This window comes from Nonomuraea sp. NPDC003201 (assembly GCF_053590415.1).
In genome coordinates this window covers 36,047-60,463 of the sequence record NZ_JBSFTC010000022.1, presented here as the reverse complement: position 1 = coordinate 60,463, position 24,417 = coordinate 36,047, and the positions used below count along the sequence as shown (strand labels likewise).

Here is a 24,417-nt window from a genome sequence, read left to right as displayed (position 1 = left end):
CAAGGCCCGGTGCCCTTTGTGCTCCCCGGCGAGGTGCCGTTCCGGGACACCTTGGCCGGGTGGGAGCACTACCGGACCAGCCGCGGCCTCTTCATCCCGGCCCCACAGCTCAGCCTCGCCGATTGGCGGCTGCTGTCCCCGCGCCGGCGGATGCTGCACGACCTGCACCGCGCGGCGACACACGCCAACCTGCCGGTGCTCGCGACCCCGATGAGCGCCGCAGTGGAGAAGCTGCTCCGCGCCCGGATCGAGTCCAACGCGCTCAAGTACAAGCCGGCCACCCGATCCGGGATCATGGTTTTCGGCGGGGGCTTCCAGGGCAAGACCGAGACGGTCTGCGAAGTCTGCGCCGCCTTCGAGGACTTCTGGCTGGACGCGCATCTGCACCTGCCCAGTGCCAGGCCCGGCACCAGGGACCTGCACGCGCCGGTCGCCTACGTCCAAACGCCCGTCACCGCCAAACCGAAGTCCACCTGCAAAGCCATCTTGAACTTCTACGGCGCCGACACCAAGAACATGGACCTGCCCGAGCTGATCCGCCAGGTCGCCCAGTCCCTCAACGACCACGGCACGAAGGTGCTCGTGCTGGACGACATCACCCGGCTACGCATGCACCGCGCCGACGACCAGGACGTGCTCGACCTCATCCGCGCGTTCATGAGCATGCACGTCACCCTCGTCCTCATCGGCGTCGACATCCCCGGCTCCGGCCTGCTGCGCGAAGGACGCCACGACCCTCTCACCAGCCAGTACGTGTTCCCGCCCTCCACTTACGCTCAGCAGGTCAAGGTCAACGGATTGGAGCCCACCCAGACCGAACGCCGCTTCGACCTGATCGAACTCGACCGCTTCCGCTACTCCACCTCCGAGCAGATCGCCGCCTGGACCACGCACCTGGCCGGAGTCGAACAGCACCTGCGCCTCATGAACGGCACTCCGGGCATGCTCTCCGACGGCGCGATGCCCGAATACCTTTATCGGCGCACCAACGGAGTGGTCGGCCTCCTGGAACGACTCCTCGAAGACGGCTGCCGCGAAGCCATCGACACCGGTGACGAGAAGCTCACCGAATGCCTGCTCGACAACGTCGTCCTCCGACTCCCCGACACCCTCGGTCGCGATCCCGCCGCAGGCGAGGTCCCGGTGCTGCCCCCGCAGCCCACCCGTCGTGGCAAACGCGCCCGCAACACCGTCTTCGACGATCACGGACCAGCAGCCGCCGGAGAAACAAGATGATCGCAGCAGCCGCAGCTGTGCTCCCCCGCAGCCTAGACCCGCTACCTCAGGAGTCGCTCGCCGGCTACCTGCTGCGCCTGGCGCATCGTCTTGACCTGTCCCCATCCCGAATCGTGGATCTGACGGGCCTGGCTGATGGCAGACATCCCTCGCGGGTCTCCTACCAGGTGCTGGTTCAGCTATCTCCACCTGCTCGCGCGTCCTTCGCGACCGTGACGAGGCTCACTCCAGAAGAAGCAGAAAGCCTGACTCTCAGCTCGTTCGCCGGTCGTTACCCGCTTCCGGACATCATCGCCAACGGGAATCGCCGCGGCAAGATTCGGTCGCATCCATGGGTGTTGGCACCAGCGACCCGTTGCTGTCCACGATGCCTGGCGGGGGGTGGCTCACCTATCCAAGTTGCTCACGGTGGCCCATGGCGCAGAACCTGGCACCTCGCGACGACGTTCGCCTGCGTTGATCACCGAACGTTCTTGATTGATCGTTGCCCGACCTGCGGTCAACCCATTCATCTGGTGAACAAGAAGGGGTCGCGGGAGATCATGCCGCTCATGCGGAACCCGTCACTCCATCCTGCGCAGTGCCGTTCCGATGCTGGCGGCAGCCCCTTACTGCGAGTTCGACCCGCATGCGGCGCAAGGCTCGACGCCATCGACATAGCGTCCAAGTGTTCAGACCGTGCCCTACTAGATTGTCAAGCTCGCCTTCTTCGGTTGCTGGACCCCGACGCCCCGCTAAGCATCACCAGTTGCGGGCAGCCCACCAGCCCTGCCCACTATTTCACCGATTTGCGTCTGGTGACGTCTCTGGTCAAAGCTTCGTGGCCTGCACTCCGCGACATGGCACCTTCAGATTTGGTTGCCGAAGCCATTGATGACCACGTCGAACGCCAACAGCGCGCGCTTCCCGATCTTCTGGCGCAGAACTCGGAGGCATGGCCAGCCTATCGACTGCTCGACACTCCACCGCGCGACATGATGGCCTTGGCGGGTCTCCTCACGATCTCCGAACGGCTACTCGGTCTGGCCTGTATTGACGACATCGGGGAGTGTCTGCAGGCCCTGCCTCTTGGTCGGATGCCGCAGCGGCGGAAGACCCCATGGTTGCGTCTTGTCCGGTCGCTGCATACCACCTGTTCAGAAGGGTTGCGGGAAGCGTGTCATCCGCTGGTGAAGACCGTTCCTCGCATCAGATCAGGGCAGCGCTTCCGCCGCGGGCCCACGCATGTCACCGTATTCGGACCTGAGCATGTTCCCGCGTTCCTTCCGAGCTCCTGGCATGAACGATACTTCCGCCATCTGGACGGCATCAGTTCCAAGCTTCTGCGCCGCGTCGTCGTGTGTCGGCTCATACAAATGATCTCTGGCGGCGGTCTCGGAGAAGCAGCGGAATACCTTGGGATCAGAACATCCACTCACCGTGGTGGAATCTACGCCGCCGCCGGATTCGTCCATACGTGGGCCAGAAACCGACCTGATCCACGGGAGTTCGACAGGGCCCTCGACAGCCTCACGCACGCCCTCGACAGTTTCCCAGACAAAGTGAACTACCATCGACGACGCAATGCTCTGAGCGACTGGGCACTTGACCAGGCCAGCTGGGAGTCCATCACTTCTCAGCTCCCACCCACCATCGGCACGGTCCAGCCTGATCTTGGAGACCAGAAGCGCCAATTCGCGTCAATAGCCATCTGGACCCACCTCACCCAAGGTGAATATCAATTCGCACCACGCCCGATCGAGGCAGCACTACCCTCTGACGTCCAGAAAGCCTGGCACCATCGCCACTCCGCCACCTGGTACTACTACCGGCACGGAAGCAAGAAGCATTACGTCCACCTCAAGGAACTCCTCCTCCACCACGCCAACCGGTTGGCTTCAAGCATCGACCGCGGTTGAGAGATCACGGGCCCATCATAAGGACTGAGCAAGAGCCCCTCTCGGAGTGGCCACCTAGCGCTCAAACTGGCCATCTAGCGTTCACACGCTCATCTGGAGATGGCGGCGGTCTGGCCCCGTCGGCTGGCGTTGGTGGTGGCACCAGCGTCCGGCGAGTCGTTCGCGTCGTGGGTTGATCGGATGGCCCTGCGGAACGGGTGTCCGCCGTGGGCGATGGTCGAGGCGTTGGGGCTGGATGTACGCGCGTCGAGTGACGTCCGTTCACTGGCGTACGGCATCGTTACGACGCAGGAGACGCGCAAGGCGATCGAGGCTGTCACAGGCGTGAGCTCCGAGGTCGTGCGTGGGATGCACCTGGAGGTGTTCGACGGCTCGGTCCTGGACCTGGCAGGTGTCCGCGTGGGCGACAGGGAGTCAGTCCGCCGGGCAGAGGGCCGTGAGTGGGCGCAGTTCTTCGGCAGCCGAGTATGCCCGACATGCCTGGCGGCTTCGGGCGGAGTGTGGCTGGTCTGGTGGAAGCTGGGCTGGGCCGCGGTTTGTCCCGAGCATAGGACGCTGCTGGTGGATCTCTGCCCGAGATGCCGCGTTTCCGTGCGACGAGGTCCCGCTGGCCAGCCTGCGCGTCTGTCTCGCTCCCGGATGCCGGCCCCGTTGCGGTGCGGCGCGCTTCTCAGCGGGGCCGTATGCGATCAGCCGATCCCCCAGATCAGCACAAGCTCGGTGAGTCACAAACTCGCTGATCAGCAACAACTCGTGCTTGAGGTGGCGACGCATCGCCGGCCTGCGCTGATCGCAGGTCAGGTGGTGAGTGCCGGTCAGTGGTTCGCGGTCTTGAAAGCAACGGCGATGCTGGTCCGGCTGGGGGTGCCGGAGGTTCTCCCTCTGTTGGATGCGACTCTGGATGGTCAGGGCGCGCTGGCCGCAGAGGCTGGTGGACAGCGGTGGAACCGGGCGGGGCCGGTGGGCCACTTCGGGATGGCTCCGCGGACGGCGTTGGTGGCTGCGGGACTGCTGGCGGTGGCTTTGGAGGTGGCCGCGGCAGAAAGCGAGTCGGAGCTGGTGGCCCGGTTGATGCCGCTGGCGGCCGCCGCGCGGATGCGATGGAAGGAGCGGCGGCCAGATCCGTTGACGCTGGTGGCTCTGCCGTCGGTCTTCAAAGCAGCCTTGGATGCCGTGCTCGGTGGGCAAGCTCGCCTCCAGTGAGCGGGCCAACGGGGGTGGCCCGAGATGCTTGGCCCGGAAAGTGAGGACGAAGTCGACCATGGGGCGCTAGCGTGATCTCCGTCACACGATTCTGCTCCGCGTGCCGACGTTCTGGATGAATGCGAGCAGCCGCTTCTTATGGTCTCAGGAGGCGTGATGAAGGCTGCCGACCTGCAGTTACGCAGCGTCCAGGTTCGCTTTCTGCATCCCGACGGGCAGGAAGAACGGCTTCCGCTGGAAGTTGCCGCCGAGGTGGCGTTCGAGAATTGCGGCGCGATCCGGCGGATCCCACACCGGGCTGATCAGGCGCACACGCCGAGCACGCACTGGTCCTCCACGACGAACCGGATGATCGAGTGTGAGTCGTATCTGGAGAGCGTCTGGATGACGATGCTGGACTTCGACCCCGAGGTGACCGGCTTCTCCGGCCAGCCGATGCAGTTGTCCGGCGTGGACAATCGCGGCGCGTGGAAGGCCACGCCGGACCTGTTCGTCCGCCGGGTGGACGGCTCGGCGACGGTGATGGAGGTTAAGAACCCCGCCCGGTTGAACGACGCGAAGGTGAAGGCGACCGCTGAGCAGGTCGCGGCCTGCTGCGCGGTCGCGGGCTGGGGTTATGAGCTGGTCAGAGAGCCGCCCGGGCGGCAGCGGACAATCAACGTGCTGGCGTTGGCGGGCTATCGCCGCGAGATGGTGGGGGTGAGCGACGACCGCGCGCAACTCCTTTCGTTGGCCGGCGAGCCGGTGCCGCTGGGGCAGTTGGTCAGCTTCACCGCCGAACCGCTGGTGGCTCGCGCGGTCGTGCTGCATCTGTGCTGGACCGGCGAACTAATGGTGGACCTCGCACGCCCGTTGGAGGACACCACCATGGTCTGGGCCGCTGCGGCGACCGGCGACGCCGGAGCACGCTTATGAGCGAGCCGGATGAGGCTGGCGGCCGCAGGCTGGCCAAGGGCACGTGGCTATGGTTCCGCGACGAACGCCACCAGGTGGTCGGTCAAGGCGGCAGCGAGGTTCATCTGCTGTCGGCCGCTGGGGAGTGGACCACCATCTACATCGCGGCCCTGATAGCGGCGCCCGGGTTCCGGCTGCTCAGCGAAAGCCCCGTTGACCTGCCCTCCAGCATGGTCGATAGGGGAGCGTTGCTGGACGGCCTCGACGAGGACAAAGCGGCTTCGGCGCGTGACCTCGAAGCGCACCTGAACGAGATCAAGACCGGCTACCGCAGCGGCGATCCGGAGCAGGCCGCACCAGGTGAGCCGCGGCCTGCTTACGATCTGGCGTTGCACCCCCGGGTGAGCGACCGGGTCAAGGCCAAAGCCGCCGAACTCGGCATGGGCGAAACGACGGTGTGGCGCAAACTGCGACGTTATCGCGAAGAGCGGCGCAACGGGTTGATCGACGGACGGGGCGCCGTGGTGCGCGATCCGCTGGCCCGCGCCGATCAGCGCGTGCTGGATGCGATCCTCACCCAGCATCGGATCGGGGAACGGGAAGACTCCACCGGCGGCCTGGACCGGTTCCATCGGCGGCTGCAGGATCGGCTGGATCACGAGCACGGACCAGGCGTGGTGACGCTGCCCTCGAGTTCGACCATCGCCCGCTATGTCGAGGTGCTGTTGCCGGGTCAGTACACCTTCGGCCGGGCGCCGTCGCGGCGCAGCGCGGCGGCGCGGCCGCAGCGTTCCTACCGGCCGGATGAGGCGGTGCGGCCGGGGCAGGTGGTAATGATCGACGCCACCCCGCTGGACGTGATCGCCTACGACCCGATCGGCGACGTCACCCACAAGGTGCATCTCGTGCTGGCGATCGACGTCGCGACCCGGACGCTGCTGGCCTGGCGGATGACCATCGGCGACACCCGCGCGGTCGACGTGGTGATGCTGCTCAACGACGCGGTCACCCCGGAGCCGATGCGACCCGGCTGGAAACAGGCGCTGGCCTACCGGATGCTGCGCCTGCCCATCACCCGCGAGGTCGAGCTGGAGGAGCGGCTGGAGCTGGCCGCGGCCCGGCCGGTGATCTGGCCGGAGCAGATCCTGGTCGACCACGCCAAGGTCAATCTGTCCGAGGCGCTGCGCGAGGCATGCCTGGATCTGGGGATCAACCTGGGTCTGGCTCGCAAGGCCAACCCGACCGACAAAGCCAACATCGAGCGCGCCTTCGGCACTGTCCGTGAAGATTTCGCCAAGCATGTCGCCGGCTACAAGGGCTCCGACACCTCCAGCCGGGGCAGGCTGGTGGAGCACGCCGCCCGGTGGAGTTTGGAGGACTTGGAGGAGTTCTTCGCCGAGTACGTGGTGGCCGTCTATCAGCGGCGTGTGCATTCCGGGCTGATCGTCCCGGGGTTCCCGGAGTTGGAGCTGTCGCCGAACCAGGCTTACAGCCTGATGGTGGCCCGCTACGGCTACATCATCTGCCCACCGCAATCGCATCACTACTGCAAGCGGCTGCCGATCGAGTACCGGACGATCCGCCCGGAGGGAGTGCAGCTCGACTACCTCATCTACGACGACCCGATCCTGGGCACCTACCGGCGGGCGATCTCGCCGGTCCCGGGCAAGGGCAGGAAGTGGCCGATCCGCTACACCCCGGGCGACCCCAGCCGGGTGTTCATCTTCCTCGACGGCGCCTGGCAGGTGCTGTTCTGGACACATCTGCCGGATCCGGCCATCCCGTTCACCTCGCGGATGGTCGAAGAAGCCCGCAAGCTCCTGCGCGACGGCGGGTTGCGGGAGCCGAGCCAGCAGGAGATCGCCGAGGCGCTGGTGGATCTGCAGCGCCGGATGGACGCGCCCGAGTCGGCGACCGCGCGCACCCGCCGCGAGTTGCTGCGGGCTCGCGAGGACGCGCGCGCCATCAAACGCGATCAAGCTCGCGCCCGATTCGGGGAGCAGGAGGAGCCGCCTCCGGCGCTGACCCTGGTGCCTCCCGCTGGCGACCAGGAGCCGGCGGAGGACGAGGTGGTGGACCTGGCAGACCTGGAGGAATTCGAGATCTGGGATCCCAGCGCTCCGCATCGCCCGGGCAGCGCATGAGCAAACGTGTCGCGCAGCCACGCACGAAGGAGCAGTGGCGCGAGTTCTGCGCCCGCCCGGCACCACCCCGGACGGAGCCGGTCAGCCGCGGCGAGTACGACAGCTGGGCCGCCGACCGGCAGGCCCCGTTCGACGAGATGCGCAGAAGCTGCAACGCCAACCCGCCGTTCCTCAAGCATCCGCAGGTCCTGCGCGTGCTGGCCGCGCTGAAGCCGAAGCTGACTCAGGGCCGATACAGCCAGGACGCCACCTTTCACAGCGCGATCATCAACGGGCCCGGACACTGCGGCAAAACGTCGCTGCTCAAGTTAATCGGCAAGGAGTGCGAGCTGGACTGGTGGCGCCGCCACCCCGACCTGGCTCCCGACCCCGAGGTGTCACCGGCCGACTTCCGCGGAGACTTTCTCGGCGACCGGGTGCCGGTGATCTACGTCAGCGCCAGCACCGGCGCGACCGCAGGCATGCTGTCGCAGGCCATCGGCAAGTTCCTGCACGTCCCGAACCCCGGCCGCACCGCGACGAAGTGGACTCTCACCGATCCCGTGCTGGACGCGATCGAGGCCTGCGGCACCGAACTACTGCTCCTGGACGACCTGCATATGCTGGACAAGATCCGCGACGGCGGCCAGGAGACCAACGACCACATCAAAAACCTGGCCAACCACGCCGCGGTCACCATCGTCGGCGCCGGAATCCTGCTGGAGCAGGGCAACCTGTTCACCGACGGCGCCCCGCCCCGCACCCGCCCGGGCAAGGCCGGCACCGCCCCGGACGGGCACGAGCGCGGCCGGGCCGGCCAGTTCGGCTCCCGCTTCGCCGACCTGCAGCACCTGGCCCCGCTAACAATCGCCACCCGCGAGCAGCAACGCACCTGGATGTCCCTGGTGCGGCACTTCGAAACCAACCTGATCCTGCTCGATCACCCGCCCGACGACCTGACCCTGCATCACTGGCGCTACCTGCACGAACGCACCTCCGGCTACATCGGCTCGCTGGCCATGCTGTTCAAAGAGGCCGCTCACACGGCGATGGACACCGGCGTCGAAGCAATCACCCGCGACATCATGGACAGCGTGGTGCTCGGCCACGACGACGAGGTCGACTACGCCAAGACCCAAGCCCGCCGCCAAGCCGCTGCCCGGCGCCGCACCAAGAAAGCCCCGCCCGCCTCCGACCAGGACGCGAGCACCGGATGATCCGACGCCACCTCGAACTCGAGGAACGACAACCGGACCGCCCGCCACCGCGCCGGCTGGCCCTGGTGCCGCCGCCGGCGGACGGCGAGGCCTTCCACTCCTGGTTCTTCCGCCTGGTCGAGGCGCACCACAGCCACCGCGACACCATCGCGTCCCTGCTCGGCCTGCCCCCCTACACCCCACAGCGCTACACCCTGGGCGAGGACTTCCTCACCATCTATGACGGTGAGTACGTCTACGAGAACCTGCGCGACGCCACCGGGCTGCGCGCCCGCGCCATGATGCACATGGCGCTGATGAGCCAGGGCGGCCAGTTCATCCCCTACGGCTGGACCGGCAACACCCGCACCCGGCCCTGGCCCTGGCGCGCCGACACCGCCGCCGTCTGCCCCCGGTGCCTGGCCGAGCCCGACTCGATCTGGCGCATCACCTGGCACCTGCTACCCTGCGTGGTCTGCCCCCAGCATCGCGTCTATCTGACCGGCTGGTGCCCGAGCTGCCACACCCGGATCAGCGTCGGCGACACCCCCCGCTACCGGCGCGAATGCAACGGACCGTTCGGCCCACAGGGCCGCAGGGTCGGCGCCCGCAACTGCCGGCAGCAGCTCGCTCAGCTTCCCTGCCAGTCTGTCGGAGACGAGCGGCTGCTGCGTATCCAGCAGGACCTCCTGGCCCGGCTGCACCGCCCCGCGATGGCCCCATCGAACCCACCAAGGCGTTTTGGGATCTCTATGAGCTGCTGTTCCGCCTGGCGGTCTATTTCGGCACCCCGGAGATGCTGCCCACCGGCACCGACGTCCACCTGTGGTGGGCCTTCCACGAGTTCTGCCATCTCCGCGACCAGCTCGCCCTGACCGCCGGACCCGCCGCCCGCGAGCTCTGCGGCGACCTGCTCTACTACCAGCCGGGACGCTGCTCAGCGCAGCTGCGATGCTCATCGTCGACGAAGTCCGCCTTGGCGGCAGCCTGCTGGACGCGCTGCGCTACTTCATGGACCAACGCCGCTACGACCCCTGGGCTGGCACCCTCCGGCACGAGTTCTGCGACGACTACCACCCCACCGCCGTCACCAAACGAGTCCTCAACCACCTCAAGATCAGAAACGTCGACCCGACACAGCTCAAACCGCTCCCTCTCTGGGAACCCGGCCAGCCTCACCACCTGCACTCACCTAAGACCGCCGAAGACCTGGACCTACCCGAGGCCGCGCTGCTGCTGGCCGGAGAAGGGCTACGACCCTGGGAAGCTGTTACGCCCATCTGGGCCGCCATTCCGCGAGAAGCTCACCGCCTGGGCGAGCAGACGTGATGTCGACCTTGTCGGTAGTTTCACAATCATGTCCAATACCGACTTCACCCCGCTTCGTGTCACCCATCTCACTCATGGCCTTACGGCATTCCTATAGTCCGGATCATGGACTCTCTATCAAGCCACTACATCAGCGACGTCGCATCCGGGATGGCCGCGGTGCTTGGCTCGCGCCTGGTGGGCGTCTACCTACATGGGTCCGCAGTGCTCGGCGGCTTCGACGCGCGGCGCAGCGACATCGACGTCCTTGCCGTCTGCGAGCACCCCATGACGGCAGATGAGCAGGCAGCCGCCGCAGAACGGCTAAGCAACGACCGCCTACCTTGCCCTGCTCACGGGCTGGAACTGAGCGTCGTTACTCTCCCGGTCACCCTGCACCCTAAATCACAGCCGCCATTCGAGCTCCATGTCACTACAGCTCCCGACGACATCAAGGTCGTCGATGGTCATGAGCACGAGGGGGACCCGGACTTGGTGTTGCACTTTGCCGTATGCCGCCAGGCTGGTCGCCTGGTCGGTCCCGGGCGCTCCCCGGCCGAGGTATTCGCTCCAGTCGCCCATGATTTGATCATGGCCCAACTGGTGCCCGAGTTGCGCTGGGCCGCAGAGCACGCGCCTGGTGAATACGCAGTGCTCAATGCATGTCGTGCCTGGCGGTTCGCAGCGGGTGCCACACTCGTGTCCAAAATCGACGGTGGACAGTGGGCGCTCCACCGCCTGTCGACCATGGGCCATGAGTTGGTCCAGTCGGCCCTCGATCGCCAGCGATGCCTACCCGCTGCCGAACTCGACCCACGCGAGGTCACGCGATTCGTTCACTGGATCCTTTCTAGGATCACCGACGCATCGGCATAACGCGGCCTCCAACTCCGCCGACGGCCCTGGATCAGAACAACATCAAACTTTGGAATCATAGGCTTCACTCAAGGGAACTCGATCTTCGACCCGTTACTGCCAACTTCGATGACGCGAGCATCCGTATTTCGATACCCGTCGAAGTGACAGTGCCCAGGTCGGGAGCAGGTCCCACTGTCATCTTCGCTGCGTCCAGACACTGAGTGTCCGGGCCCACGCGGCCGGTCGGGTTTCTCGGTCCGGATATGCCGGGGGCACGGCGTCGGACGCGGTACGGCCCGTGCCCCCGACCAGGACTGGCCGGGGGCACGGGAGAGCCCGCTAGCGGGCGCGGTAGGACACGATCAGGCCGAGGCCCTCGAGAGCGGACTTGTCGCCTTCCAGGACCAGACGCCAGGTCCCGGCGGTGAGGCCGGGGGTCGGCAGGAGCTTGCCCTCGTTGAGCGTCAGGCGTCGTTCGCCGTTGAGGAGGAAGCGGGCCGAGCCGGCCGGCGAGTACAGGGCGTACACGCCGGTGATGGCGCGGCCGGTCATGCCGGGGAACATGTCCGGGGTGAACGGGAGGGTCAGCGTGTCGTCGGAGCCGTCGACGAACGTCGACCACTCCTCGGGGAACTCCGCCGGGATGTCGCAATAGCGAGCCGTGGCATAGGGCTTGAGCATGCCCTTGACCGCGCCGGCGAAGAGCTCACCGCCCTGTTCGGCGGAGTACTTCACGGTGATGGTGACGTCCATGAGTTGCGGGGCGCCGCCGGAGGGCAGCTCCAGGCGCCACCGGGAGACCGCGCCGGTGCCCTCGAAGGGAAGGTAACGGTCGTCGTCGTAGCGAAGGTCGAAGAGGCCGTTGTTGTCCTTGTACTCCTCCAGGTCCGACAGTGCGATCTGCTGGCCGCCGCGCCAGTCGGCGCGCAACGTCGCCGGCATCGGGCCCTTGGGGTCGAGGAGGTACTTGACGGCCTTGGGATCGGCCGCGAGCACCGTTCTGCTGTCCAGCTGGGTCAGTACGGCGTTGAGAGCGATCGGCCCCTCCGGGCCGGTGAAGGTGACCGACACCGTCTTGACGCGCCGGCGGTAGTGGCCGGGGAAGTCGCGGTCGAAGAGGGCCTCGGTCAGGGCGAACTCGCAGCGGCCGGTGGTGCGGAGGCCGAGCGCGGCAACCGGGTCCAGCGCCAGCAGCGACACCTTCTTGATGATCTCCAGGCCGCGGCGGTCGCTCTCGACCCACGCCTTGCCCAGCCGCTCCAGGTCCAGCCCCAGGCTTTCCGCGGCGAGCAGGCCGTTGCGCCGGCTCTCCCAGTAGAGCGGCTGGATGTAGTCGGCCTCCCCCTCGGGGACGCCCCTCTCGTACTGGAAGGACCGTTGCGCGGAGCGCGCCATGTCGTACGCCATCGAGTAGGTCTGGAAGTACAGCCCGGCCAGCCGCCCCGACATCCACTGGTACAGCTGGAGGTTGGTGAACTTGCCGGTCATAAAGGCGCCGACGGCCTCCTGGTTGGCGATCTGCTGATCCAGGATCTGCAGCTCGCGCTGGGCGGCCTTGAGCCGGAACTCGGCGGCCTTCACCTGGTGGCCGAGCTGCTCCACGTCGTTGCGGGCGACGGCGAGCTGGAAGGCCCAGTCGCCCGCCATCCGCTCCTGCTCGGCGCGGATGCCGAGCAGCTCGCCGATGACGTTCAGCGCCTCGGCCGCCGACGACGAGGCCTCGCCGCCGTGCTCCAGGGCCTCCGTCACCTGCTCGCGGCCCAGCTTGGTGCCCATGATGAACAGGCCCAGCAGGACGTCCGGCAGGCCCGAGGCGATGGCCGCGCCGGCCTGGAAACCGGTCGCGACGACGTGGGCGACGACCGCCGCGGACATCATGCCGAGCTGCGCCTGCTCCAGCGGCGTCAGCCCGGCGGCGATCAGCCCCTCGTAGTGGTCGACGCGGTTCTGCGCGCCCTGCTCGCTGACCTGCACCTCGCTCAGGCCCTGGGCGGCGATCTCCACCTCCGCCTCGCGCACGGCGCGGGTGAGGGCCAGGATCGTGCCCTCGTGCCGGTTGTTGAGCAGCGCCAGCTCCTCGGAGTCGCGCCGCTCCAGCACGCTGAGCAGGTCGCCGCCGAACTGCCGCAGCTTGTCCACCAGCTCCTGCGCCTTGCGGAAGACGGAGGAGAAGCGGTAGTGCGGCACCGGCAGGGTCGCGGCGGCGGCGAGCCGGTCGAGCGAGGCTCCCGCCGCCGCCCCGCGCACCAGCGCCATCACGTCGGCCGGCGGCTCGAACAGCGGCAACGGCCGGCTGACGCCCATGATGTCGAGCGAGGCCCGGATCTTGCGCAGCCGGTCCTCGACGCGGTCCCAGTACTCCAGGAAGACGCCGTTGGCGGGGACGTGGAAGTACGGTCCCGCGACGCTGGCGTGCACCTCGCCCGCCTTCTCCAGCATCGCGCCGCCCGCCGTTAGCTCGGGGAGCCCATCGTCCTCGGGCGCCCGGCGCAGCTCCTCGTAGGTGAGCGCGGGCGTGAGGGCCCGCGGGCCGAGGTCCTCGGGCGGCCGCTCGCCGAGCAGGTCGTAGGCGAAGATGTAGAGCATCCTGGCCTCGTCGACGCTCTCGGCGGTGTACTGCCTGAAGAGCAGGTCACCCCAGTCGAGCAGATTGTCGACGTACGCCATCACGACCGCGCGCCGGTAGGCCGGCGGACGCAGCTCGGCGATGGCGTGCGGGTCGAAGGGATCCTCCAGGTACGCCTTCAGCAGCGCGGCCCGGTCGCCCATGAGGTCGTACTGCTGGCGCAGCCGGCCGAGCAGGGCGATGCGTTCCAGCAGGCCCTTCAGCGCCGGCCCGGCCCCCGGCGGCGCCTCCAGCGCGTTGAGCGCCTCCTCGATCGGCGGCAGTCCGGCGGTCGACGGCCCGCCGGACGGCAGCTCGGCGAGGTAGTCCTTCTCGGTCTCGCTCAGCTCGCGCTGGTGCTGGAAGGCGGGGGCCATCGGCTCCACCTTGACCAGGATCGCCTCCAGCTCGCCGGCCGGCTTGCTCACGTCGGCCCCTCGGCGGGCGAGCTCGGCCAGGTCGTCGCGGCAGCTCTGGACCAGCGCCTCGACGTCCGCCGCCAGGAACGGAAGGAACCGCCAGTATCGCGGCATGGTGGGGTCGAAGACGTACTCGTACCAGGTGCGGGCGTCGTCGAAGCGCTGGGCGGCGTTGAGCGCCTGGGCGATGAGCGTGGGAGCGTGGAAGAAGACCTCCCAGTAGTAGATGCCGTTGCCGCTGTTGAAGTCCAGGTGCGTGCCGGCCGGCACGCCCTGCTCCGCGGTCAACTCGGTGACCATGATCGTGGTGGCGTCGGAGACCCGCGTGCTGAAGGACGGCAGCTCGTCGAGCTCCTGGATCTCCGGCGCGAGCAGCGCGGGCACGCCGCCCTCCAGCAGCGCCTTGTTCAGCCTGTACGCCGTGCTGGAGGTGAGCCTGATGACCTCGTGCGGCAGCGCGGCGATCTCGTACGGCCGCTGGACCTTGACCGACGAGGGGTAGGTGACGTACGTGGAGCCGAGGAACAGGTAGAGGTCGGTGCTGTCGAGCACGCCGTCCAGCCCTGTCTCCCAGCCGTCGGGCAGGCCGCCCCAGTTGCCGCTGACCGGGGAGAACTCCTTCATGGACGCCAGCTCTTCGCCGGGCCGCAGCACCGTGTAGTCCTGGTCGCTGAAGACGTAGCGCAGGCCCGCGCGCAGGAAGACGGCCCGGACGCGGCGGCTCATGGGCTTGGGATAGCCGGGGTCGGCCAGAGCGGCCGCCTCGCCGCCCTTGAGCGTGTAGCGGACGTACTCGAGGTTCCTGGCGAGGAACAACGTGGCGTCCTTGCCGCCGGTGCCGGGGACGACGTAGGCCGCGTCGACGCCCTCGTCGGTGACGGCCGTCCTGGCCACGCCCAGGGGCTTGATGGGGGACGGCTCGCTCTGGACGTATTCCCTGGGACCGTTGCCGGATTGTCCCCGGCCCTTGCCGGGCTCCTCGCGGGTGATGGACAGGTAGGTGTGGGTGTCGTTGTTGAAGAAGTAGACGCTCTCGCCGTGGCGGAAGGGGGCGCTGACGGGGCCGGACTGCGGCAGGCCGTCCTTGTTGCCCCGCAGCTGGATCGTGCGCTCGTTCGGGCTGTCCCCGCGCCGGTAGGAGTCGCCGTTCACGAGGAAGACGTCGTCGCCGCGGATCAGGAGCGCCCCCACGGGCGTGTTGCCGATCGCCCACGGCGGCTGGAAGGTCTCCAGGGGGTTGCCGGAACTGGTGCGGCGCATCCACACGTGCTGTCCGGCCGAGTGGTAGTACTCCACGCCGTTCGCGTCGACGGCGGCGGCGTCCACCTTGTCCCACTGCGGGAAACCCTCGTTGTTGCCGTTGATCAGCTTCGGATAGCCCACGTCGATCCTGCCGAAGGGGGCACCGGAGTAGCGGTAGTAGTACGCGCCGGAGAACAGGTAGAGGAACCCGTCCTTGACGATGGCAGCGTCGACCCCGGCCTTGTCGTTGTACAGGGGGGTGGGGACGTGTCCCCAGCGTTCGGCCGTCAGCGGCTTGCTGAGGCGGGTGGCGGTCGTCCGGGTCGCGGAGACCTCCACGTAGTAGGGACCGGAGCCGCTCTCGCCGGTGTTGTTGAAGAAGTACCTGACGCCGCCGGGCAGCTCGACCGCGGCGTGGATCGGGGACCACACCGGCAGCTTGTCAGGATTGCCGCTCAGCTGCCGCGGCTCCTCGCCGCTGCCCTCCGGGGCGATCGGCCGGCACAGGAAGCTGCCGCCCTTGTGGTCGACGCTCATCCACGGGTCGCTCTCGGCCCCGGCCGGCAGGGTCAGCTGGACGACCTTGGACTCCTCGATGGGCTCGCCGAAGATCTGCTCCAGCCGGGACGGCCGCACCGGCTCGGGCACGCCCTCGGCGCGGATGGCGTACAGCTCGGGGGTCAGCGCGAACGCCGACTGCACCTTCTGCGGGCCCTCCGGCTCGGCGACCGTGTAGGTGCAGGTGATCAGGATGGTGTCGTGCGTGCCGCCGTCCGGCACCGGCACGGTGGCGGACGCCTGGACGTACAGGCTGACGCCGTCGACGGGCGCGTCCAGCACGTCCTCCAGGGGCAGGACCTGCGAGGGCACCCATTCGCCGTTGAGGTTGCGGAAGGAGTAGTTGACGCGCACGCGGTACTTGGGCGGCGGCGGGGTGAGCGTACGGTTGTCGCCGCTCTGCTGCTCGGTGAGCGTGGTCTGGGCGCCGGGCTCGGGCGCGACCGCCTCGGCCGTGGGCCAGAAGACGAAGATGCGGCCGAAGGCGTGCACCGGGTAGACGATCTCGGCCTCGACCTGCGCGTCGACCTTCAGCCACGGCTCCCAGGTGGCCGACAGGCGCCCGTCGTCCCTGAACTCCGCCTCGCGGCAGTAGTAGCGCCTCGGCTCGGTCCTGGTCCGGCCGAACAGCACCAGCCGCCGGACGCCCGCTTCGGCGCCGTCCGCGCGGTAGACGTAGCCGCCGGCGATCGAGAGCCTGGAGACCTCGGTGTACTCGTCGAGGTAGCGCTTGTACGCCTGCTCCACCTTCTCCTGGGTGATCTCGCCCTGCAGCAGGTCGTCCTCCAGGGCGCGGAAGGCGGGCGTCTTGGAGCCGCGCAGCTCGGGGCGCAGGTAGTTCTCCGGGTAGAGGAAGACCTTCCTGTTGGCCTCCCACAGGCGGTAGTTCTTCAGCCACGCCCACCAGGTCCTGACCCGCCGCCTGGTCTCCTCCGGGTCACGCCCGTCCGGCACCGTCACCCGCTCCAGGTCGAGCAGGTAGCGGTGCACGTAGAGCTGGGCGGCCGCGATGGCCTCGCGCACCCGTGAGGTGCGGCCCTGGCCGCCCATCTCGACGTCGGCCAGCAGCCGGTCGTAGAGCTCTCCCGGGGTGCCCGGGGCGATCGAGACGAGGGCGTCGCGCTTGAGCACGTTGATCTCGTCGTGGACGGCGGCCGACAGCGCCTCCCACTCGCCGGTGTACAGGCGCTCCATGATCCCGTAGAGGGCGGTGTTCGCGGTCGCCAGGGCGGGCGAGTCGCCGAAGGCCGGCCACCACACGTCGGTGTAGAGCGTGGACGGGGCCTCCCCCATCCGGTCGGTGAGCGTGAACAGCTCGACCAGGCGGAGCAGGAACTCGACCTCGAAGCGGTCCTCCTCCCGCCGCACCGGTGCGGCGCTCACCGCCGCGGCCGCGATGGCCTCGGGTTCGGCGGTCAGGAGCGCGGCGTTGCGCTTGGCCCACCTGATCTCGTCGACGTCCCAGCCGAACAGGTCTCCCAGGTAGGCGTACGGGTCCTGCACCACGGCCGGCGGGTCCAGCAGGAAGGCGGGCAGGCCGTCCGGGTGCCGGCGGGCGAGGTCGATGAACCTGGAGATCGTGTGCACGTCGCTCAGCCGGTAGTCGGCCGTGCCGCCCCAGCGGTAGCGGAACCGCTGCGGGTAGGTGCGGTCCACCTCGTGGTAGCCGCGGGAGTAGCGTACGTATTCGTCGCCCTTGCACAGGTACGTGCGGTCCTCGAAGACGAAGGCGCCGTCGACGCCGGACTCGAAGCGGCCCGGCAGGTCGCCCCAGTCGTCCCGGACGGTACGGGGGTGGCCTTCCTCCACGAACTCCAGCGCGCCCGGACGGTAACGGACGTACTGCTCGCCCTTGAAGGCGTACAGCTCGCCGGTGGGCGCGGCGAAGGCGGCGTCGATCAGCCGGTGGCCGGCGTCGGCGAAGGCGTTGCGCACCTTGCCGAACAGGGCGTTGACAGGCTGCGCGGCCGGTTCGCCGACCCGCAGGCAGCGGTCGCCCTTGATCAGGTGGACGACGCCGGCGGGGCCCGGGGTGCGGAAGGCCGCGTCGAGGCCGTCGGCGAAGTCCGCGGGCGGGTCCTGCATGCGCAGATCGAAGGCGAGGCCGGGGAGGATGGCGCGGGGGTAGCCGTCGTCGGCGTACGCGTACTCGGTGCCGGTGTAGCGGACGTACTGGTCGCCGGAGAACAGGTAGGTGTGCGCGCCGGTGACGATCGTCGCGTCCACCTTCTCCCTCTCCACGAGGTTGTTCCGGACGCGGCCGAGGACGGCGAGGTCGCGGGTGGCGGTCGCGGCGCGGGAGACGACGTGGCAGGAGCCGCCCGCGAAGAGGTAGGCGGTGCGGCCGTTGGCGATGGCGGCGTCGATCGCGTGGCCGGTGACCGCGTCGTCGAACGACTCCGGCAGGTTGGCGAAGGCCGCCTCGCGGCGCAGGTTGCCGACGATCTTCTTCGGGTAGCCGGGATCGATGTAACGGTATTCGGAGCCGGTGTAGCGGACATACCGGTCGCCGGAGAACAGGAACGTCGTGTCGTCGCCGAAGACGCAGGCGGCGTCGATCCTGGCGGTCGCGTCGTCGGGCACGAACGGGTTGGGCGACCTGCCCCACCGGTCGCGGATGACGGCGAGCGGGGCGAAGTCGTGCCCGTCATGGCGGGAGTACTGCTCGGAGAGGAAGAAGTACGTGGAGCCGTCCGGCGCGGTGAACGCCGTGCGCAGCGCGTCACCGTCTTCCCGGCTGGATTCGAGGATGCGCTCGAACCCGGGCCAGAGCCGCTCGATCGGGCGCGGGTAGGACCAGGCGCCGGCCCGCTCGTCGTACTGCACGCAGTGCTCGCCGAGCAGCAGGAGCATGGTGTCGCCCGCGAACAGCACCGCGTCGGGCACGGGGTGTCCGGGTATGCGGTACTGCTCGGGCACCTGCCAGAAGCTCTCGTCGGCGAGCTGCGGCTCGCCGTCGGGCTCGGTGTAGTCCGTGCCGGAGTAGACGAGGTAGCGCATGCGGCCTTCCTCGTCGGGCGACTCGAAGACGTACGTCTTCGTGCCGCGGACGTACGCGAGCGCGACGTCGTCCAGGCCGCCCCAGTGCTCGGAGATGAGCCGTGGCTCGCCGTCGATGGTGAGGCCGGGGTTGGGGGCTGCGGTGTCGGCGGGGCCGGGGTCGGCGTAGGCGACGAACTGGTCGCCGCTGAACAGGTACGTCCTGCCGTCCCTGCCAACGAACGCCGCGTCCACCTTGTTGTCCTGATAAATCGTGTTACGTGGCTTGCCCCACTCCTCGGCGAGGAGGTACGGCCTGTTCAGCCGCGTGTTGACGCAGTTCGGCCCCTTGAACAGGTACGTGGTGCCGTCGGCGCCGCGCAGCACGGCGTCGAGCCCACTACGGAACTCCTCCGGCGCCGCGCGCAGCGACCGCGGCGTACCGGTCTCCTGCGCGAACCCGAAGCCTTCGACGGCCTCGACGCCCGCGCGATGGCGCCAGCCGTTCCCGTCCTCCGCCAGCAGCTTGCCGTCCTCCAGGAACGCGCAGCTCAGCCCGCTCAACGAGGCGTCGTCGTAGCGGCGGTAGAGGCCGTCGGACACGATGTGGCAGCGGCCGGCGCGGAAGAGGTGGACGTTGCGGCGGTCGGCGAAGGCGGCGTCCACGCCGTCGAGCGTGACGTCCAGGGCCGCCATCCCGGGCTCCCGCGACAGCGCGGACAGGGCGGCCGGATAGCCGTCCTGCACGTGGTCGAGCTCCGTGCCCAGGTAACGCACGTACTGGTCGCCGGAGAACAGGTAGGTGTAGTGGTTGTCCACCTTCCTGCCGTCGATCTCCTCCGTCACGGTCCTGGTCAGCGCGGCGTCCACCAGGCCCGTCCGGGCGATCCTGTTGACCACGTTGCCCCAGTACGCCGGGACGGAGGCCGGGTAGCGGTCGTCGGCCCTGGTGTAGTCGCCACCGGAGAAGCGGATGTACCGGTCGCCGGAGAAGACGTAGGTCCGGCCGTCCTTGCCGACGAAAGCCGCGTCCACCCTGGTGAAGGGCAGCAGGCTGTCCCAGTGGCCGTCGATCGTGCGCGGCTCCGACCACCAGCGGTGCCGGGCGTCGGACACCACGAAGCTGTCCTCGGCGAAGAGGTACGTGCGGCCGGTGCCGTCGGTGAAGACCGCGTCGATGACCGCGAAGCGGGGGTCGGCGGCCAGCGAGGCGGGCAGGTTCCACCAGTTGTCGGAGACCGGCTTGGGGTAGCCGGCGTCCGGGGTGGCGTAGTCCCTGGTGGAGTAGCGGACGTGGAAGTCGCCGCCGTCGGCGTGCACCTGGATGTGCAGCGGGTTCCTGCGGAGCGTCAGCGCGATGCCCTGCTCGGTGCCGACGTGCCACGTCCGGTACTCGTCCGTGCCCTCGGAGGTGACGGTGGCCTTCTCGGCCAGGGTCAGGCCGTGCTCCAGGAAGTGGCGGCGCAGCGCGGGCGACAGGCGGCCCTCGTTCAGCTCCGGCTCCTGGGCGAGCGGCACGTCGAACAGGTGGCCGCCCTGGCCGAACAGGTACGTCTTTCCGTCCATCACGAAGGCGGCGCCGACCTTGCGCAACCCTCCCCAGTCGCCGGCGATCCTGCGCGGGTAGCCGAGATCGACGACGGCGTAGTCGGCGCCGGAGTAGCGGATGTACCTCTCGCCGCTGAACAGGTAGGTCTTGCCGTCCATGCCCACGAGCCCGGCGTCCACGGCGCCGCCGGCCAGCACGTCGGCGACCTTGCCCCAGCGCTCGGCCGTCGGCTGCGGCACGCCGCCGCCGGAGGCGGCGAAGGAGACCGTCCTGCCGTCCTTGAACAGGTGCACCATCCCCGAGACGGGCTCGGTGAAGGCCGCCTCGACGTCAGTGTGGAACTCACCGGGCAGCCGGGCGAACTCGGTCTCGATCCGCCGCGGATAGCCGTCGTCCACCCGCACGCCGTCGTTCTCCACGCTGTCGGTGTAACGGACCACCTGGTTGCCGCGGAACAGGTACGTCCTGCCGTCGGGGCCGGTGAACGCGCAGTCGAGGCTCTGCGCGCCGTCGAAGGCGTTGCGGATGCGGCCCCACCGGGCGGAGATCGGCTGCTCCTGCCCCCCGATCTCGAAGTAGCGGCCGCCCGCGAACAGGTGGACATGCCCGTCCACGTCCTGGAAGGCCGCGTCGAGCGCCCCGGTGAACGCCTCGGGCAGCGGCGTGTCGTGGCCCTCCGCCTGCCACCATTCGGCGACGCCGCGCGGGTAGCCCTCGTCGACTGTCGTGAAGTCGCGGCTGGAGTATCGGATGTACTGGTCGGCGCAGAACAGGTAGGTTCTGCCGTTCTCGTCCACGTACGCGCTGTCGATCCGGCGCGGGGCCTCGAAGTTGTTCCTGACCTTGCCCCACAGCTGGTCACGGGGGGCCCAGCGGATGCTGCCCGGCTCCTTGACGAACAGGCGCGAGACCTCCCGCTCGGGGACCTCGTCACCCTCGTTCCGCTCGACGGCGCGGCCGACGATCCACTCGGCGCCGCCGGGGAAGGCGAAGGCGGCGTCGACCCGGGTCAGCCCGGTGAACCGGGGCGACAGCTCGGTCAGCGCCTTGGACCTGGGGTCGAGCAGGGCGTACGTGTCGGCGGAGTAGGCCCAGTAGACGTCGCCGGCGAAGACGTAGATATGGCCGTCGGAGCTGCGCAGCACCGCGTCCACGACGTCGACGCCCGGCGGCAGGGCCAGGGGCTCGGGGTATTTGCCGGTCAGGTCCTGGTCGTGGAAGGCGACGGCGACCTCGGTCTCGTCCATGCCGAGCTTGCCGGCCAGCAGCGCGAAGCGGCGGATGCGCTCGTAGGCGGCCTGGAAGTGCGGATCCGACAGCCGCCGGGGGACGGCGATGACCGGTGGGATGAGGATCTCCATCGCCTCGGGCAGCCCGCCGGCGACGCCCGCGCAGATCGCCGCGGCGCTCTCCTGGGGCACGCCGAACGCGTCGGCCAGCGCGGAGGTCAGCGCCTCCTGCTGCTGCCCGGCGCGGTTCTCCAGCGTGGCGGTCACCTCCTCGACCGCCTCGGCGAGCGCCACGGCGACCGCGTGCAGCAGGAAGAACACGTCCCGCTCGAAGTCCTCCAGCCCCTGCAGGTGGAAGCTGACGACGTTCGCCGGGTTGGCGAAGAAGGGGACCGCCTCGCGCGGCACGGACAGGCCGTCGGTGAGGTGTCCCTGCGCGATCAGCTTCTCGACGACCAGGCCTTGCTGCTCGTCGTCGAAGCCGAGCTCGCCCAGCGCCTCCAGGTGGATCCGGTACGGCCGCTCGTCCTGCGCGCACTCGGCGACCCGCCGGGCCACGATGGCGGTCTCGGCCGCGGTGAACCCGTCGCCGAGCGTCTCCACCTCGGCGACCGGCCAGCCGTCGCTCAGATAGGTGCCCTCCATCGCGGCCATCGCCCGCTGCGCCATCGCCAGGTCCGTGACCTCGGTGAAGTCCTCGGGGGTGAAGGTGTAGAGCTCGGCCTCCAGCTCGCCGATCTGCCGCTTCGCGGCGTCGAGCACGGCGTTGCGGTGCGGGTGGAACTCGGGCGGCAGCGCGAAGTCGGCGGGCTGGAGCGCGGCCAGCGCCTGCTTGTCCAGATAGCGGCCGTTCTCGTCGATGTAGCCGTTGAAGCGCAGCCCGTCCATCAGCCGGGCCAGCCGCGCCTCGCTGAGCCGCAGCCCCGTGAGAAGCCCGGGGTCGAGGACGAGCGGCTCGGCGCGGAAGGCGTCGATGCGCCGGCGCAGCAGGGTGAGCACCTCGGGGGCGACGTCGGACAGGCCGGCGTTGACGCGGAACGCCTCGACGTTCTCCTCGTCGGCGAAGAACGCCGGATCCTGGACGGCGCCCTCCTCGTCGACGTACCCGTGGTAGATCAGGTTGTCGTACAGCTCGTCGAGCTGGCCCTGGGACAGGTTGCCGACCGTGGCCAGATCGGAGGGGTAGAAGGACGAGGTGCCGTTGCCGACGCTGTTGATCAGCTTGAACAGCGCCTCCTTGAACGACGCGAAGTCCCGCTCCAGGTTGAGGGCGTAGTCGGTCTCGGGCATGCCCTCGGTGACGAGCGTGCCGTCGGCGCGCAGCCGTCCGCTGAAGACGAGCTGCGCACGGATCTTGCCGGCCAGCCGCTCACCGAGCCCCAGCCCGATGAGGTCGTCGTCGACGATCATGCCGAGGGAGGTGACCGCCTCGTACGCGGCCACGGCCACCGTGTCCGGGTCGAGGCGCAGCAGCCGGGCGTCGCGTCCCGACACCACCGCGCCGGTGTGGGTCGCCAGCACGTCGTGTACGGCCTGCGCGGCCCGCGGCCCGAAGCGCTCGCCCTCGAACATGGCCGGCTCCATGGCCACCGCCTGGAACCGCTGGTCGAGGCCCTCCAGCACCGCGAGCCGGTCATCCATGCCGGACGCGCCGGACCCACTGGAGCCGCCGGACCCGCCGGACCCACTGGACCCACCGGACCCACTGGACCTGCTCCCCAGGATCTCGGCCAGTTCCTGGGCGCCGAAGCCGCCGTCCTGCATCCACCGGGCGACCGCGAGCAGCGTCTGGGCCAGCCACAGGCCGGAGGCGGGGTCGCCGCCCTCCAGGATGCGGTAGCAGTCCTGCGTCTCCGGCTCGACCCCGCCCAAGAGGGAGAACGTGGAATACCGCCACAGCGACGGGTCGCTCTCCAGCACCCCCAGCAGGTCGAACAGCTCCCCGGCGGACATGCCGAGCGCCGAGGTCAGCCTGCCGGTCCGACGCAGCAGCGCGATCTGCGACGACCCGATCGGACCACGGTCGAAGGGGCTCGGCTCCAGGGCGCTGTAGCGGTCGCGGTAGCGCCGCACGGTCTCCATGATGTCGCTCTCGGAGGTCCCGATCCCGATGGCCAGCTTGCGGCGGTACTCCTTGTTGTGCGGGCCGAGGATGTCGCCCGACATCGCGGGCAGCTCCTCGGGCACCGGCTCGACCTCCGCCACCAGCCCGCACACCGCGTCGACGGTGAGGTCGTAGCCCTGCCGCAGGTGCACGGCGAGCGCGGTGATCCGCAGCGCGGCCGCGTCGAGCGTGCTCCCGCAGCACGTGGTCAGGACGCGATCGAGGTCGCTGAGGCCGAGGCCGGTCCACCTGGCCAGCCGGACGATCCGGCTGATCCGGTCGTACCAGCCGGTGGTGGCCCCCTCCAGCCGCGTGCCGTCCGGCGACATGGTGACCGGCTGGCTGCCCTGGTTGACGTACGAGTCCTTGGGCGGGCGCACGAGGTCGTCCGGCTCGCCGAGCAGCTCCCGCAACTGCAGCGCCGACAGGCCCGTCACCTGCTTGAATCGTTCCACATCCGCGAGCGAGGTCAGCGCATCCTGTGGTGCGAGCCCGTAGAACGCCTTGATCCCCGCCTCGTCCGCCGGCGAGGTCAGATGCGTGACGGCCTCCGCGGACAACCCCAGGAACAGCCGGGCCACCGTGTCGGCGTCGGCCACCGGAGCGAAGATCCGGTAGAGCTCGTCCGGTCCGGTCCTGAGGTGCCGGAGGTAGGTCTTGAAGCGCTCCTCGTCCAGCGAGAACGGCATCCCGAACGGGTACTTCAGCCGCTGCCGCATCCGCTCGTACGGCTGGTCCCCGGCGAGCCTCTCCAGCAGCTCGATGACGATGTCCAGGTAGGGAGCCTCGCCGAAGGTGTTCTCCCCGTCCAGCAGGACCCTCTTCAGGTCGGCGCGCCGGTCGTCGCCGAGCAGCGACGGCTGCTCCAGAACGGTCTCGAGCAGCCCCAGGAGATCCGCGAGATAGGCCCCCGGCGAGTAGACCGTCCTGGCCTCGTCCTCCTGCCGATGATCGAGATTCGTGTCGTCGAACAGTTCCTCGTAGCTCGGGATCGGCTCGTTGCCCGCCATGCGTCC

Annotated in this window: 10 protein-coding genes and 1 pseudogene; 10 read left to right on the top strand and 1 reads right to left on the bottom strand. The window is 68.9% G+C overall.

The genetic code is table 11. The features are described 5' to 3' along the window. The first annotated feature begins 9 nt into the window (after window positions 1-9). From ACWDX9_RS11890 to ACWDX9_RS11845, 10 genes and pseudogenes are all read left to right on the top strand, one after another. Window positions 10-1,236 (top strand): AAA family ATPase, encoded by a 1,227-nt coding sequence (locus ACWDX9_RS11890; protein ID WP_449952132.1) that lies wholly within the window; start codon window positions 10-12, stop codon window positions 1,234-1,236. Next, window positions 1,233-1,700, top strand: a pseudogene (locus ACWDX9_RS11885) (TniQ family protein); the annotation flags it as partial. The gene ACWDX9_RS11890 and the pseudogene ACWDX9_RS11885, both read left to right, overlap by 4 nt. Window positions 1,701-1,949: 249 nt before the next feature. After that, window positions 1,950-3,134, top strand: coding sequence for a hypothetical protein (locus tag ACWDX9_RS11880; protein WP_449952171.1), 1,185 nt, complete (start codon window positions 1,950-1,952; stop codon window positions 3,132-3,134). A 99-nt stretch (window positions 3,135-3,233) separates the two neighbouring features. After that, window positions 3,234-4,337, top strand: coding sequence for a TniQ family protein (locus ACWDX9_RS11875; protein WP_449952129.1), 1,104 nt, complete (start codon window positions 3,234-3,236; stop codon window positions 4,335-4,337). Window positions 4,338-4,493: 156 nt separating this feature from the next. Continuing rightward, window positions 4,494-5,252 carry a TnsA-like heteromeric transposase endonuclease subunit gene (locus tag ACWDX9_RS11870; protein ID WP_449952127.1) on the top strand — a complete coding sequence of 253 codons (759 nt, stop codon included), beginning with the start codon at window positions 4,494-4,496 and terminating at the stop codon, window positions 5,250-5,252. Continuing rightward, window positions 5,249-7,375: a hypothetical protein gene (locus ACWDX9_RS11865; protein WP_449952124.1), complete on the top strand. Its 2,127-nt coding sequence runs from the start codon at window positions 5,249-5,251 to the stop codon at window positions 7,373-7,375. The genes ACWDX9_RS11870 and ACWDX9_RS11865 overlap by 4 nt, the downstream gene beginning before the upstream one ends. Continuing rightward, the gene (locus tag ACWDX9_RS11860) at window positions 7,372-8,571 is read left to right on the top strand and encodes a TniB family NTP-binding protein (RefSeq protein ID WP_449952122.1); all 1,200 of its coding nucleotides are present in this window, start codon (window positions 7,372-7,374) and stop codon (window positions 8,569-8,571) included. The genes ACWDX9_RS11865 and ACWDX9_RS11860 overlap by 4 nt, the downstream gene beginning before the upstream one ends. After that, the gene (locus ACWDX9_RS11855) at window positions 8,568-9,425 is read left to right on the top strand and encodes a TniQ family protein (RefSeq protein WP_449952119.1); all 858 of its coding nucleotides are present in this window, start codon (window positions 8,568-8,570) and stop codon (window positions 9,423-9,425) included. The genes ACWDX9_RS11860 and ACWDX9_RS11855 overlap by 4 nt, the downstream gene beginning before the upstream one ends. Before the next feature lie 76 nt (window positions 9,426-9,501). After that, complete coding sequence (locus ACWDX9_RS11850; protein WP_449952117.1) at window positions 9,502-9,879, top strand: hypothetical protein; 378 nt, start codon at window positions 9,502-9,504, stop codon at window positions 9,877-9,879. A 105-nt stretch (window positions 9,880-9,984) separates the two neighbouring features. Further along, on the top strand, window positions 9,985-10,734 hold the full coding sequence (locus ACWDX9_RS11845; protein WP_449952114.1) for an aminoglycoside adenylyltransferase domain-containing protein: 750 nt from the start codon (window positions 9,985-9,987) through the stop codon (window positions 10,732-10,734). A 321-nt stretch (window positions 10,735-11,055) separates the two neighbouring features. Here the strand turns inward: ACWDX9_RS11845 and ACWDX9_RS11840 are convergent, their stop codons facing one another. Beyond that, complete coding sequence (locus ACWDX9_RS11840) at window positions 11,056-24,411, bottom strand: Tc toxin subunit A-related protein (RefSeq protein ID WP_449952112.1); 13,356 nt, start codon at window positions 24,409-24,411, stop codon at window positions 11,056-11,058. Window positions 24,412-24,417: the final 6 nt, after the last annotated feature.

What these genes read in the sequence shown, in the direction of transcription:
- ACWDX9_RS11875 (WP_449952129.1), top strand. Translation starts at nt 3,234, where the DNA reads ATGGCGGCGGTCTGGCCCCGTCGGCTGGCGTTGGTGGTGGCACCAGCG.
- ACWDX9_RS11870 (WP_449952127.1), top strand. Translation starts at nt 4,494, where the DNA reads ATGAAGGCTGCCGACCTGCAGTTACGCAGCGTCCAGGTTCGCTTTCTG.
- ACWDX9_RS11865 (WP_449952124.1), top strand. Translation starts at nt 5,249, where the DNA reads ATGAGCGAGCCGGATGAGGCTGGCGGCCGCAGGCTGGCCAAGGGCACG.
- ACWDX9_RS11860 (WP_449952122.1), top strand. Translation starts at nt 7,372, where the DNA reads ATGAGCAAACGTGTCGCGCAGCCACGCACGAAGGAGCAGTGGCGCGAG.
- ACWDX9_RS11855 (WP_449952119.1), top strand. Translation starts at nt 8,568, where the DNA reads ATGATCCGACGCCACCTCGAACTCGAGGAACGACAACCGGACCGCCCG.
- ACWDX9_RS11850 (WP_449952117.1), top strand. Translation starts at nt 9,502, where the DNA reads ATGCTCATCGTCGACGAAGTCCGCCTTGGCGGCAGCCTGCTGGACGCG.
- ACWDX9_RS11845 (WP_449952114.1), top strand. Translation starts at nt 9,985, where the DNA reads ATGGACTCTCTATCAAGCCACTACATCAGCGACGTCGCATCCGGGATG.
- ACWDX9_RS11840 (WP_449952112.1), bottom strand. Translation starts at nt 24,411, where the DNA reads ATGGCGGGCAACGAGCCGATCCCGAGCTACGAGGAACTGTTCGACGAC.